Below are 12160 nucleotides of genomic sequence, written 5' to 3' on the forward strand. Positions count from 1 at the left end.
ACCCACCCGGCAGGCCCTGGGCGGTGCCGGCGCAGCCACCCACGCCCCGCCAGGCCAACCACCGGGCTGGCGCAGCCACCCACGCCCGCCAGGCTGGCCCAGCCACCCACCGGGCAGGCCACCGGCCCGGTTGGCGCAGCCACCCACGCCCGCCAGGCTGGCCCAGCCACCCACCGGGCAGGTCACCCGCCCGGCTGGCGCAGCCCGCACCCGGCAGCCGCTGCGCGGTGCCGGCAGTCCGTGTGGGTGAAGCCCGCTCGGGTGGTTCTGGGCCTCCACTTCGTCCGCTCAGTCCGGGCGCAGGAAGGCCTTCAGGGCGGCCGCGATGCTCGCCTCGTCGAGGGCGTGCGCCAGGTCGTGGTCGGTGACGTCGCCGTACCTGCGCACCTCCGCGTCCCGGCGGGTGCCGCGTGCCCGGAGGCGGTGCGGGACCTCCACGAGGGCCTCGCTGACCTGGTGGGCGGACGTGCCGGCCAGGTACGGCTCGACCAGCACCACATCCGCCACGCCCGTCTCGGCCACCGCCGCGCGCAGGGTCGCGGCGTCGAAGGGGCGGACGGTCTTCGCGTAGAGCACCGTCACGTCCAGGCCCTCGGCCGCGGCCAGCACGCGGTCCAGCATCGGGCCGACCGCCAGCACGACCCCGCGCCCGCCCCGGCGCACCACCTGCAGACCCGGCCCCGGGCGTGGGCGCGCGTTCGACTGGCCGCTCAGGCGCAGGTACACCGTGCCGTCGCCGGGCAGCGCGTCGCGCAGCAGCGACACCGCCTCGTCCGGGTGCCCTGGCACATGCACGGTCCAGCCCGGGATCGTGTCGATGAGCGCGACGTCCCCCGGCGACTGGTGGGTCCGGCCGGCGGTCGACATGTCGTACGAACCGCCCCACGAGACGAGCACTGCGCCCGCGCCCTGGTGGGTCAGGTCCAGCTTGACCTGCTCGTACGGCCGCTCCACGAGGAACGACGGGAACGTGTGCACCACGGGCCGCATCCCGGCCAGCGCCAGCCCGCCCGCGACGCCGATCAGCGCCTGCTCCCGGATGCCGACGTTGATGACCCGGTCCGGGTGCCTGCGCCGGGCGGCTTCCAGCGATGCGGCGGAGATGTCGGCAAGCACGACCGCGACTCGCGGATCCTCGTCGAGCACTTGCTCCAATGTGGACAGAAAGGTCTCCCGCATTCCGCTCATGGCTCAGCTCCCCTTCGGTTCGACGACGGCGACCACGCACAGCGGCCGGTCCGGGTGCGGCGTGGTGAACGCCGCGTGCAACGCGTCGTGGTCGCGGCCGTCGACCGTGCGCGTGGCCCAGCCCTCGACCGCGAAGCGCTGCGCGATGCCGCCCGGCCAGCCGTGCGTCGCCGACTGGTTGTCGACCACCACCGCGCTCAGCTGGGCCATCGACGCCCGTCCGGCGAGCGCGATCGCCTCGTGGTTGGAGCCCTCGTCGAGCTCGGCATCCCCGGTCAGCACCACCACCTTCGGTTCCGTCAGACCCTGCGCGCGCAGCCCGAACACCGTCCCGACGCCGAGCGCGAGCCCGTGCCCCAGCGAGCCGCTGGAGATCTCCACGCCGGGCACGAGCGTCCGGTCCGGGTGGTAGCCCAGCCTCGACTCGCTGCCCGCCCAGCCGGCCAGTTCCACGGGGGCGAGAAACCCCTTCGCCGCCAGGACCGCGTAGTAGGCCATCGGCCCGTGGCCCTTCGACAACAGGAACCGGTCGCGGGCCGGATCGTCCGGCGCGTCGGGCGACACGTTCAGCACCCGGTCGTACAGCACCCACAGCACATCTACTGTGGACTCCGCCGCGCCGGAATGCTTCTCGTCGCCGCGCATGGCGTCGATCAGCGCCGGCAGGTCGGCATAGCCCATCCCCCTGGTCGTGTTTTCCATGCTTCGACCGTGCAACCTCGACTTAAGTCGAAGTCAAGGCTAGGCTGGCGCCGTGACCAAGCTTGCCGACCACCTGACCATTGGCCAGGTCGCGGAGCGCAGCGGCGTGCCGCACACGGCGCTGCGCTTCTACGAGGACCGGGGCCTGATCACCTCCGAGCGCTCGGCCGGGAACCAGCGCCGGTACCCGCGATCGGTGCTGCGCCGGATCGCGTTCATCCGGGCGGCGCAGCGGGTGGGGCTCAGCCTCGAGGAAATCCACGACGCGCTGTCCACCCTGCCACGCGACCACGCCCCGACGAAGGCCGACTGGGCCCGGCTGTCCCGCGGGTGGCAGGACGAACTCGACGCCCGGATCGACGCCCTGCAGCGGCTGCGCGACCGGCTGACGGGTTGCGTCGGGTGCGGGTGCCTGTCGTTGCGCGTGTGCGGGCTCTACAACACCGACGACCGGATGGCGCAGTACGGCCCAGGCGCGCGGGGACTCAAGCCGGCCACCGAGGGTGGCGCGTAGTCGGCCGACGGGTCGCGCGCAGTCGGCCAGCGACGGTGGCGCGCAGCCAGCCGGCGAGGGTACCGCGCAGCCGGCGAGGGGTGCTTGATTTCGGGAGTGCCGGGGCATCGCCTCCTTCTGTTGACCGCAATACGGGGATGACGGATGGTCTCGGCTGCAGCCGGGCGCGGGGAGCCAAGTCGGCCCGGGATGGCGCTCAATCAGCGCGATGGGTGCACGTCGCGGGAGCCCCAGGATGGCGCTCAATCGGCGCGATGGGTGCACGATTTCGCGGGAGTGCCGGGGCACCACCGGCTTGAGGTCCGCGAGACGGGAGCTGGCGCTCAAGTCGGCGAGCCGCGGGCTCGCCCGGGAGCGTCAGGCCTGCCCCACATCGAGCAGGGCCTCGTCGAGCCGCGGCGGACTCCGGTGCATGGTGGGGGCGTGCCGGAGCTCGTCCCGGCGCCAAGCGCGGCCGGCACCCCGCAGTCGCAGTTCACGGCGCGTCTTCGGAACATCCGGTCGAGCGCGACGACACGTGGCGCACGCAAGCCGCGCCAGCGTCGCGTCCACCGCAGCGTGCCGTCGCAGCCGAAATCGGCCAGCAGGCGGCTCACGTAGCAGCTCAGGCATTCCCGTTCCTGCGGCTCGGTCCACAGGTCGAGCAGGCCGGCGTTCGTCATCGCACCCTCCTTCGGTTCGTGCTCCCTGACTACCAGCGGCCTCCGACAAAAACCTTGCGCCGCCTCACCCGATCGTGCGCAACTGGAAACAACATGGACGAAAGAACGATCATCCGCGTGTCCAAGCGGCTGTCCCGGCACCTGCGGCACGAGCCCGGCGCGATCGGGCTGTCCCTCGGTCCCGGCGGCTGGGTCCCGATCACCGAACTGCTCGCCGCGCTCGCCCGCCACGGGCTGCCGCTCTCCCGGGCCCAACTGGACGAAGTCGTGGCAGGCAACGACAAGCGCCGCTTCGCCTTCGACGAGACCGCGACGCTCATCCGGGCCAGCCAGGGGCACAGCGTGGACGTCGACCTCGGCCTGCCGGACGCCGACCCGCCCGCCACCCTCTTCCACGGCACCGCGGAACGGTTCCTGCCCGCCATCCTCCGCGAGGGCCTGCGCCCGCGCTCCCGCCACGACGTGCACCTTTCGAGCGACACCGAGACCGCCGTCCGCGTCGGCTCGCGGCACGGCAAACCCGTCGTGCTGGTCGTCGACGCTGCCGGAATGACCCGCGACGGCCACCGCTTCCAGGTGAGCGCGAACGGCGTCTGGCTCACCCGTGCGGTGCCTCCGCAGTACCTGAGCCGTCACTGACCGATCACAATGAACGGGTGCGGATCAGGCCAGCCGATGTCACCGACGCCGTAGCCGTCTACACCCTGCTGGACCAGTCCGCCGGCGGACAACCACGGCGGGCGGCGTTCGACCACCACTATGAGCAGCTCATCGCGGCGATGACCTACGACGACACCGACTTCCTGGTGGCCGACACCGACGGCGAGGTCGTCGGCTACGTGCTGGCCGCCCGGGTCCTGTCGCTGCACGCCGGCGGCCCGGTCAGCCACCTGCTGGAACTGGTGGTCGCGCAGGCGCACCGACGGCAGGGCATCGGCGCGATGCTCGTCGACGCGGTCGTCCGGCGAGCGCGGCGCGCCGGGGCCGTCGAAGTGCACGTCATCGCCAGGCACATCCCCGGCTACTTCGAGCGGCTGGGCTTCGCCGAGACCGCGACCTGCCTGACGCTGCCGCTCTCCTGAGTCAACCGCGCCGGCGGGGCCTGCCGAGCAGCTTGCGCCCCACCTCGAGCAGCGACTCGCGCAGGGTGTCGTCGTCGTAGTGCGCCAGGTCGGGCGAACCGCCGGCCAGCGCGATTCCGGCGACGGCGGCGTGCGCGGCGACCACCCGCGCCGGATCGGGATCGGGGCCCGTCAGGATCGTCATCATCCCGACCATGCAGCTCTCCTTGCCGAAGAAGTGCTTCTCCAGCGCCCGCGCCACCCCGGGGTCGCTGGAGAACAACGCGACCAGCGCCCGGTGCCGCACCACGAGGTCCACGAACCCGGCCAGCATGTGGTCGATCCGCGCGCCCGGCCTGCGCTCCCGCTCCGCCTCCCCGACGATCGACTCCAGCTCGCGCAGCCCGGGCTCGACCACGGCTTCGGTGATCTCGTCCTTCGTCTTGAAGTGGTAGTACACCGCGGCCTTCGTGACGCCGAGCTCGTCGGCGATCATCTGCAGCGACGTGCCCTCGACCCCGTGCGCGGTGAACAGCCGCAATGCCGTGGCGAGCAGGCGGGTGCGGGTGTCTTCGTGTCCGGCCACGGCTGCCATCGACTGGTGAACCTCCTCGTCAGCAGCCGAAGAGTACGCGACCCGAAATCCTCCGGCAAACGTTTGAGGCGCTAGCCGTGCGGCTAGTCACACACTAGCCGATCGGCTTGGAGCTCCACTTGCCGATCGGCTAGCTTGAGTATCACCGGATCGGATGTCACTCGACTGAATTGGAGCCGAGTACGTGGCCACCCTGCTCTACCGCCTAGCCCGGTTTTCGTTCCGCCGGCGCTGGCTCGTCGCGAGCGTCTGGACGGCGGTTCTGCTCGTCCTCGGCGGCGGCGCGCTGACGCTGTCCGGCCAGATGTCGAACTCGGTGACCATCCCGGGCACCGAGGCGCAGCAGGCCATCGACCACCTCAAGGACAAGTTCCCGCAGGCAGCGGCGGGCAACGCGACCGCGCGCGTGGCGATCGAGGCGCCGGACGGACAGGCGCTCACCGACCCGGCCGCCCGCGCGACCGTCGAGGAGATGGTCGGCAAGATCAAGACCGCGCCCGGTGTCGCGATGGTCGCCGACCCGTACCAGGCCAAGACGATCTCCGCGGACGGCCGCATCGCCATGGCCCAGGTGAGCTACAAGGTCCCGGCCCCCGAGGTGACCGACAGTGACCGCGAAGCGCTCAAGTCAACCGCCGACGCGGCGAAGAGCGCCGGTTTCACCGTCGAATTCGGCGGTGACGCGATCCAGGGCGTGCCCGCCACGGAGGCCACCGAGGGCATCGGCGTGATCGTCGCGGCCATCGTCCTGGCGATCACCTTCGGCTCGATCGTCGCCGCCGGGCTGCCCCTGCTGACCGCCCTCATCGGCGTCGGTGTCGGCATGGCCGGCGTGATGACCGTGTCCGGGTTCGTCGACCTGAACTCCAACACCCCGATCCTCGCGCTGATGCTCGGCCTCGCCGTCGGCATCGACTACGCGTTGTTCATCGTCTCCCGCTACCGGCACGAGCTGGCCGAGGGGCACGATCCGGAACTGGCCGCCGGGCGCGCGGTCGGCACCGCGGGTTCCGCCGTGGTGTTCGCCGGCCTGACGGTGATCATCGCCCTGGTCGGGCTCACCGTCGTGGGCATCCCGATCCTCGGCCAGATGGGCGTCGCGGCCGCCGGGACCGTCGCCGTCGCGGTCCTCATCGCCCTTTCGCTGCTGCCCGCGCTGCTCGGCTTCGCCGGCCGCAAGGTCGTCGGCAAGCACGCCCGCCCGAAGCAGAACGGCAAGCCCGCGATGGGCGAGCGCTGGGCCCGGTACGTCGGACGGCACCGCGTCCCGGTGCTGGTGACCGCGGTGGTCGGCCTGCTCGTCGTCGCGATCCCGGCGCTGAGCATGCAGCTCGGCCTGCCCACCGACGCCACCGCCGCGCCCGAGTCGACCCAGCGCAAGGCCTACAACCTGATCAGCAAGGGCTTCGGCGAGGGCACCAACGGCCCGCTGATCGTCGTCATCGACTCCGCCGACGCGCCCGACCCGCGCCTGGCCGCCACCGAGGCCACCGACTCGATCTCGCGCCTGCCGGACGTCGCCGCGGTGACGCAGGCGCAGTTCAACGCCGAGGGTGACACCGCGCTGGTCACCGTGATCCCGAAGAGCGGCCCGAGCAGCGAGTCGACCGAGCAGCTCGTCGGGAGCATCCGCGACCAGTCCGACCGCCTGTCCGGGGCCACCGGCGCGAAGCTGTCGGTGACCGGTCAGACGGCGCTGCAGATCGACGTGTCGGAGAAGCTGGCCGGCGCGATGCTGCCCTACCTCGGCCTCATCGTCGGGCTCGCGTTCCTGCTGCTGATGCTGGTGTTCCGGTCGATCATCGTGCCGCTGAAGGCGACGCTGGGCTTCCTCGGCTCGGTCGTGGCGACCTTCGGCGCGGTGGTCGCGGTGTTCCAGTGGGGCTGGCTCACCGACCTGCTCGGCGTCGACTCGACCGGCCCGATCATGAGCATGCTGCCGATCCTGCTGATCGGCGTGCTGTTCGGCCTCGCGATGGACTACCAGGTGTTCCTGGTGACCCGGATGCGCGAGGACTACGTCCACGGCGCGGACGCCCGCGACGCCGTGGTGAGCGGGTTCAAGCACGGCGCCCGGGTCGTGGTCGCGGCCGCGCTGATCATGATCAGCGTGTTCGCCGGGTTCATCGCGGCCGAGCTGTCGCTGATCCAGTCGATCGGGTTCGCGCTGGCGTTCGGCGTCCTGGTGGACGCGTTCGTGGTGCGCATGACGATCGTGCCCGCGGTGATGTCGCTGCTCGGCAAGCACGCGTGGTGGCTGCCGAAGTGGCTGCACCGCGCGCTGCCGAACGTCGACGTGGAGGGCGAGCGCCTCGCCAAGCACCTCGACGAGCGCCGTGAACTGGAAGGCGCGCGGAGCTAGGAAACCAGCCAGGCGATCGCGCCGCCGACGGCCAAGAGTGCCGCGACCAGCAACAGCATCGCGAGCACCTTGGCCGTCTTCCACGTGCTGTACACGCCGCCGACCAGGAAGCCGCCGAGCGCCAGCAGCAGCACGGCGACCAGTTCCTTGCTCACAGGACACCCTTCGTCGACGGGATGCCGCCCGCGCGCGGGTCCGGCTCGGTGGCCGCCCGCAGCGCACGCGCGACGGCCTTGTACTGGGCCTCGGCGATGTGGTGCGGGTCGCGGCCGTGGATGACGCGGACGTGCAGCGCGATCTGCGCGTGGAACGACAGCGAGTCGAACACGTGCCTGGTCAGCACGAACGGGTAGTTGCCGCCGATGGTGAACGTGTTGAACTGCTCCGGCTCGCCGACGTGCACGCAGTACGGGCGGCCGGACACGTCGATCGCGGCGTGCGCGAGTGTCTCGTCCATCGGGATCCACGCGTCGCCGAAGCGGCGGATGCCCGACTTGTCGCCCAGCGCCTGGCGGATCGCCTGGCCCAGCACGATCGCGGTGTCCTCGACCGTGTGGTGCGCGTCGATCTCGATGTCGCCGGTCGCGTCGACCTTCAGGTCGAGCGAGCCGTGCACGCCGAACGAGTTGAGCATGTGGTCGTAGAACGGGACCCCGGTGGACACCTCCACCTGCCCGGTGCCGTCCAGGTCGACCACCACGGTGATCGAGGACTCCTTCGTGGTCCGGGAAACCTTGCCGACGCGGCTCACCGCGGGACCTCCTTGCTCGCCGCCAGGAAGGCGTCGTTCTCCTCCGGGGTGCCGACGGTCACCCGCAGGTGACCCTCGATGCCGACGTCGCGGATCAGCACCCCGTTGTCCACGTAGGCCTGCCAGCTCGCCCGCGCGTCGGCGAAGCGGCCGAACAGGATGAAGTTGGCGTCGCTGGGCACCGGCGTGAAGCCGAGGCCCAGCAGGCCCTCGACGACGCGCTCGCGCTCGGCCGCGAGCTTGGCGACCGAGGCCAGCGTCTCGTCCGCGTGCCGCAGCGCCGCCCGCGCGGCCGCCTGCGTCAGCACCGACAGGTGGTAGGGCAGGCGGACCAGCTGCAGCGCGTCGATCACCGCCGGGGCGGCCGCGAGGTAGCCGAGCCGCCCGCCGGCGAAGGCGAACGCTTTGCTCATCGTGCGCGACACGATCAGCTGCGCCGGGTAGGCCTCGATCAGCTCGACCGCGCTGCGCTGCGACGAGAACTCCGCGTAGGCCTCGTCCACCACGACGATGCCCGGCGCGGCGCGCAACACCAGCTCCAGTTCGTCGAACGGGATCGAGCCGCCGGTCGGGTTGTTCGGGCTGGTCACGAACACGACGTCGGGCTTGCGCTCGGCGACGATCCGCGCGGCGGCCTCGGTGTCGAGCGTGAAGTCGTCCCGCCGGGGCGTCGCGACCCAGTCGGTGCGGGTGCCCGCCGCGATGATCGGGTGCATCGAGTACGACGGCTCGAAGCCGAGCGCGCTGCGGCCGGGACCGCCGAAGGCCTGCAGGATCTGCTGCAGCACCTCGTTGGACCCGTTGGCGGCCCACAGGTTCCGCTCGGTCAGCGGCACGCCCGTCGCGCCGGACAGGTACGCCGCGAGGTCCTGGCGCAGGGCGATCGCGTCGCGGTCCGGGTAGCGGTGCAGGCCGGCGGCGGCCTCGCGGACGGCCTCGGTGACGTCGTCGACCAGGGCCTGCGGCGGCGGGTACGGGTTCTCGTTCGTGTTGAGCCGGACCGGGACGTCCAGCTGCGGGGCGCCGTAGGGGCTGCGGCCCCGCAGGTCCTCGCGCAGCGGCAGGTCCTTGAGACGGACGTCGTCGGAACTCACTCGGCTCCTCCCGGGAAGCGGGCGGTGACCGCCTCCCCGTGTGCGGGCAGGTCTTCGGCGTTGGCGAGCGCGACGACCTTGCCGGCCACCTCGCGCAGCGCCTCCTCGCTGTAGTCGATGACGTGGATGCCGCGCAGGAAGCTCTGCACGGACAGACCCGACGAGTGGCGCGCGTAACCGCCGGTGGGCAGCACGTGGTTCGACCCCGCGCAGTAGTCGCCGAGCGAGACCGGCGCGTACGGGCCGACGAACACCGCGCCGGCGTTGCGCACGCGGGCGGCGACAGCCCGCGCGTCAGCCGTCTGGATCTCCAGGTGCTCGGCCGCGTAGGCGTCCACCACCCGCAGCCCCTCGTCCACAGTGGACACCAGCACGGTGCCGGACTGCTTGCCGCGCAACGCCTCGCCGATGCGCTCGGTGTGCTTGGTGGCGGCGACGCGGCCGGCCAGCTCCCGGTCCACGGCGTCGGCCAGCTCCTCCGACGTGGTGACCAGCACGCTCGCGGCGAGCGGGTCGTGCTCGGCCTGGCTCACCAGGTCGGCCGCCACGTGCACCGGGTCGGCCGTCTCGTCGGCCAGGATCGCGATCTCCGTCGGCCCCGCCTCGGAGTCGATGCCGATCAGGCCGCGCAGCAGGCGCTTGGCCGCGGTCAGGTAGATGTTGCCGGGGCCGGTCACCAGGTCGACCGGGACCAGCTCGGCGCCGTCGGTGTCGGTGCCGCCGTGCGCCATCAGCGCCACGGCCTGCGCGCCGCCGACCGCCCACACCTCGTCCACGCCCAGCAGCGCGGCGGCGGCCAGGATCGTCGGGTGCGGCCTGCCGCCGAACTCGGCCTGCGGCGGCGAGCACAGCACCAGCGAGCCGACGCCCGCGACCTGAGCCGGGACGACGTTCATCACCACGCTCGACGGGTAGACCGCGAGCCCGCCGGGGGCGTAGAGGCCGACGCGCTCGACCGGCACCCAGCGCTCGGTGACCGTGCCGCCGTCGGCGACCGTCGTGGTCACGTCGGCCCGCCGCTGGTCGGCGTGCACCTTGCGGGCGCGCTCGATGGCCTCCTCCAGCGCGGCGCGCACCGCCGGGTCCAGCGTGGTCAGCGCGGCCTCGATCTCCGCGCGCGGCACGCGGACGCTCGCCGGGCGCACGCGGTCGAACCGCTCGGTGTACTCCAGGACCGCCTCGACCCCGCGCTCGCGGACCGCCTCGACCACCGGGCGGACCTGATGCAGCGCCGCGTCCACGTCGATCTCGGCACGCGGGAGCGTGGCTCGGAGTTCGGTGGCGGACAGCACGCGTCCACGCAGGTCGATGCGGTTCAACATGGGTCTAGGGTACGAGTTGGAACGTTGACGACGACCAGGGAGGTAGCCCGTGCTCCGGATCGGCTTGTGCCAGCTCACATCGAGTGCCGAGCCCGCGGAGAACCTCGCCCCGATCCGCGAGGGCGTGGCGCGCGCGGCAGGTGAGGGAGCGCGGGTCGTGGTGTTCCCGGAGGCGGCGATGGCACGGTTCGGGGTGCCGCTCGGGCCGGTCGCCGAGCCGCTCGACGGGCCGTGGGCCAAGTCGGTCGCCGCGATCGCCGACGAGCACGGCGTGCTGGTGGTGGCCGGGATGTTCACGCCGCACGAGGACGGCCGGGTGCGCAACACCCTGCTCATCACCGGGCTCGGGCACCACACCGGCTACGACAAGATCCACCTCTACGACGCGTTCGGCTTCCGCGAGTCCGACACGGTCGCGCCGGGCACCTCACCGGTGACCGTCGAGGTCGACGGCGTGACGCTGGGCTTCGCGACCTGCTACGACGTGCGGTTCCCGGAGCTGTTCCGGGCGCTGGCCGACCGGGGCGCGTCCGCGGTCGTGCTGCCCACGTCCTGGGGCGCCGGCGAGGGCAAGCGGGACCAGTGGGAGGTGCTGGTGCGGGCGCGGGCGCTCGACTCCGGCTGCTGGGTGCTGGGCTGCGGCCAGGCCGACCCGGCGGCGTCCGGCGTCGAGGTGAACCCGAAGGCGCCGACCGGCATCGGGTACTCGACGGTGGCGGACGGGTTCGGGCGCGTGCACGCCCAGCTGGGCGCGGGGCCGGAGTCGGTCGTCGTGGACATCGACCCGGAGGTCGCGGAGAAGGCGCGCAACGCGACGGGGGCGCTCGCCAACCGGCGGCTCTGAGGTGAGCGGCCACCCGAAGCCGCACCACCCAGAAGCTCTGCGGCGCAGGCCGTCATGTCCGACCTGCTGGTCGCCGGGCTGCCGCCGGCCCCGCGCGGTGGGTAGCACCGGAGCGCAGGTGGTGGTGGACAAGCTGGGTTGCCGCGGGTCGTGGCCACTTGGCACCACCACTTCATCCTCACCACGGCCACCGATCGTGGAAGCGATGCAGGACGCGATGCTGAAGATCACTCTCCACCGCGGGTCACGAGGTGGAGAGGGAAACGACGAACGACTACGCGCCGCACGACCTCGTGGTGACCGCCCGGAAGCAGCCGACCTCGTGGCGGGACTGGTTCACCACCAGTTCGAGGAGCGCCAAGCGCGCTCGCGTGCGAGGCAGCACGGCTTTAAGCCATGCCCTCTTCGATGGCCAGCCGGGTCAGTTCTGGACGCCGGCGGCGGCCCGTCTTGTCGCGGATCCGGTCCAGGTACGAGCGGACGGTGCGGACGCTGATCGACATCGCCTCGGCGATGTCGGCGTCCCGCTCCCCCGCGGCGACCAGCGACAGCACCTGCCGCTCGCGGTCGGACAGCACGCTGCCCACCCCGGCACGCGGGCGCGTCGAGTCGAGCAGGAACGACGCCAGCGTCGGCGACACGTAGGAGTTGCCCGCGGCGATCTCGCGGATCGCGTGCAGGATGTCGTCGCCGTCGGCGTCCTTCGACAGGTACCCCCGCGCGCCTGCCGAGATCGCGCCCAGCACCTCGTCCTGGCCGGCGTGCGCGGACACCACCAGCACCTTGTGCCCCATCCGCACGACCTCCTGCACGGCCTGCGAGTCGGTCACGCCACGCAGCTTGAGGTCCAGCACGACGACGCACCCGGCCGGTTCGTGGCTGCTCGCGAACGCGGCGACGGACTCCGCGACGGGTCCCAGCTCGATGTCCCGCGCCTCGGAGAGCACGTTCGCCACCGCGTAGCGGTACAGCGGGTGGTCCTCGATCACGCCGACCCGGATGGGCCCGCCCTCGCTCGCGGCCATGGGACCTCACTCCCTGTGGGCATTTTTCCCGGCAGCGAAT

Annotated in this window: 14 protein-coding genes; 5 read left to right on the forward strand and 9 right to left on the reverse strand. The window is 72.2% G+C overall.

Going from position 1 to position 12160, the window contains the following annotated elements; genetic code table 11:
• Positions 1-288 precede the first annotated feature (288 nt).
• Together AMY39116_RS0332745 and AMY39116_RS0332750 are read right to left on the reverse strand one after the other, a co-directional pair.
• Positions 289-1188: a transketolase family protein gene (locus AMY39116_RS0332745; protein ID WP_027936428.1), complete on the reverse strand. Its 900-nt coding sequence runs from the start codon at positions 1186-1188 to the stop codon at positions 289-291.
• Between the two features lie 3 nt (positions 1189-1191).
• On the reverse strand, positions 1192-1890 hold the full coding sequence (locus tag AMY39116_RS0332750; RefSeq protein ID WP_027936429.1) for a transketolase: 699 nt from the start codon (positions 1888-1890) through the stop codon (positions 1192-1194).
• A gap of 52 nt (positions 1891-1942) precedes the next feature.
• Here AMY39116_RS0332750 and soxR point away from each other — a divergent pair, with 52 nt between their 5' ends.
• Positions 1943-2404, forward strand: a complete 462-nt coding sequence (gene soxR / locus AMY39116_RS0332755; protein WP_020421831.1) for a redox-sensitive transcriptional activator SoxR — start codon at positions 1943-1945, stop codon at positions 2402-2404.
• A gap of 323 nt (positions 2405-2727) precedes the next feature.
• Here soxR and AMY39116_RS45760 read toward each other — a convergent pair whose 3' ends face one another.
• Positions 2728-3066 (reverse strand): DUF2695 domain-containing protein, encoded by a 339-nt coding sequence (locus AMY39116_RS45760; protein WP_084506199.1) that lies wholly within the window; start codon positions 3064-3066, stop codon positions 2728-2730.
• A gap of 93 nt (positions 3067-3159) precedes the next feature.
• Between AMY39116_RS45760 and AMY39116_RS0332760 the strand changes: the two genes are divergently transcribed.
• Both AMY39116_RS0332760 and AMY39116_RS0332765 read left to right on the forward strand, forming a co-directional pair.
• Positions 3160-3705 carry an RNA 2'-phosphotransferase gene (locus AMY39116_RS0332760; RefSeq protein ID WP_020421832.1) on the forward strand — a complete coding sequence of 182 codons (546 nt, stop codon included), beginning with the start codon at positions 3160-3162 and terminating at the stop codon, positions 3703-3705.
• Positions 3706-3722: 17 nt separating this feature from the next.
• Positions 3723-4148: a GNAT family N-acetyltransferase gene (locus tag AMY39116_RS0332765; protein WP_020421833.1), complete on the forward strand. Its 426-nt coding sequence runs from the start codon at positions 3723-3725 to the stop codon at positions 4146-4148.
• 1 nt (position 4149) lies between these two features.
• On the opposite strand, the gene AMY39116_RS0332770 is transcribed toward AMY39116_RS0332765, so the two are convergent.
• Positions 4150-4722 (reverse strand): TetR/AcrR family transcriptional regulator, encoded by a 573-nt coding sequence (locus AMY39116_RS0332770; protein ID WP_020421834.1) that lies wholly within the window; start codon positions 4720-4722, stop codon positions 4150-4152.
• A gap of 184 nt (positions 4723-4906) precedes the next feature.
• Between AMY39116_RS0332770 and AMY39116_RS0332775 the strand changes: the two genes are divergently transcribed.
• Complete coding sequence (locus tag AMY39116_RS0332775; protein WP_020421835.1) at positions 4907-7084, forward strand: MMPL family transporter; 2178 nt, start codon at positions 4907-4909, stop codon at positions 7082-7084.
• Here AMY39116_RS0332775 and AMY39116_RS46880 read toward each other — a convergent pair.
• Genes AMY39116_RS46880 through hisD form a run of 4 tightly spaced genes read right to left on the reverse strand, consistent with a single transcriptional unit; the run spans position 7081 to position 10251 of the window.
• Positions 7081-7239, reverse strand: coding sequence for a hypothetical protein (locus AMY39116_RS46880; protein ID WP_017984024.1), 159 nt, complete (start codon positions 7237-7239; stop codon positions 7081-7083). The two genes, AMY39116_RS0332775 and AMY39116_RS46880, sit on opposite strands and share 4 nt — an antisense overlap.
• A complete protein-coding gene (gene hisB / locus AMY39116_RS0332785; protein ID WP_017984025.1) occupies positions 7236-7835 on the reverse strand; it encodes an imidazoleglycerol-phosphate dehydratase HisB in 600 nt (199 codons plus the stop codon). The genes AMY39116_RS46880 and hisB overlap by 4 nt, the downstream gene beginning before the upstream one ends.
• Positions 7832-8929, reverse strand: coding sequence for a histidinol-phosphate transaminase (locus tag AMY39116_RS0332790; protein WP_020421836.1), 1098 nt, complete (start codon positions 8927-8929; stop codon positions 7832-7834). Before AMY39116_RS0332790 ends, hisB begins: the two co-directional genes overlap by 4 nt.
• A complete protein-coding gene (hisD, locus tag AMY39116_RS0332795) occupies positions 8926-10251 on the reverse strand; it encodes a histidinol dehydrogenase (protein ID WP_020421837.1) in 1326 nt (441 codons plus the stop codon). The genes AMY39116_RS0332790 and hisD overlap by 4 nt, the downstream gene beginning before the upstream one ends.
• A 49-nt stretch (positions 10252-10300) precedes the next feature.
• On the opposite strand from hisD, the gene AMY39116_RS0332800 reads away from it, so the two are divergent.
• Positions 10301-11095: a carbon-nitrogen hydrolase family protein gene (locus tag AMY39116_RS0332800; protein ID WP_020421838.1), complete on the forward strand. Its 795-nt coding sequence runs from the start codon at positions 10301-10303 to the stop codon at positions 11093-11095.
• 389 nt (positions 11096-11484) lie between these two features.
• Here the strand turns inward: AMY39116_RS0332800 and AMY39116_RS0332810 are convergent, their stop codons facing one another.
• Positions 11485-12120, reverse strand: a complete 636-nt coding sequence (locus AMY39116_RS0332810; protein WP_020421839.1) for a response regulator transcription factor — start codon at positions 12118-12120, stop codon at positions 11485-11487.
• Between the last annotated feature and the right edge of the window lie 40 nt (positions 12121-12160).

Source organism: Amycolatopsis sp. ATCC 39116, from assembly GCF_000231075.2.
GTDB classification, from domain to species: Bacteria; Actinomycetota; Actinomycetes; order Mycobacteriales; family Pseudonocardiaceae; genus Amycolatopsis_E; species Amycolatopsis_E tucumanensis.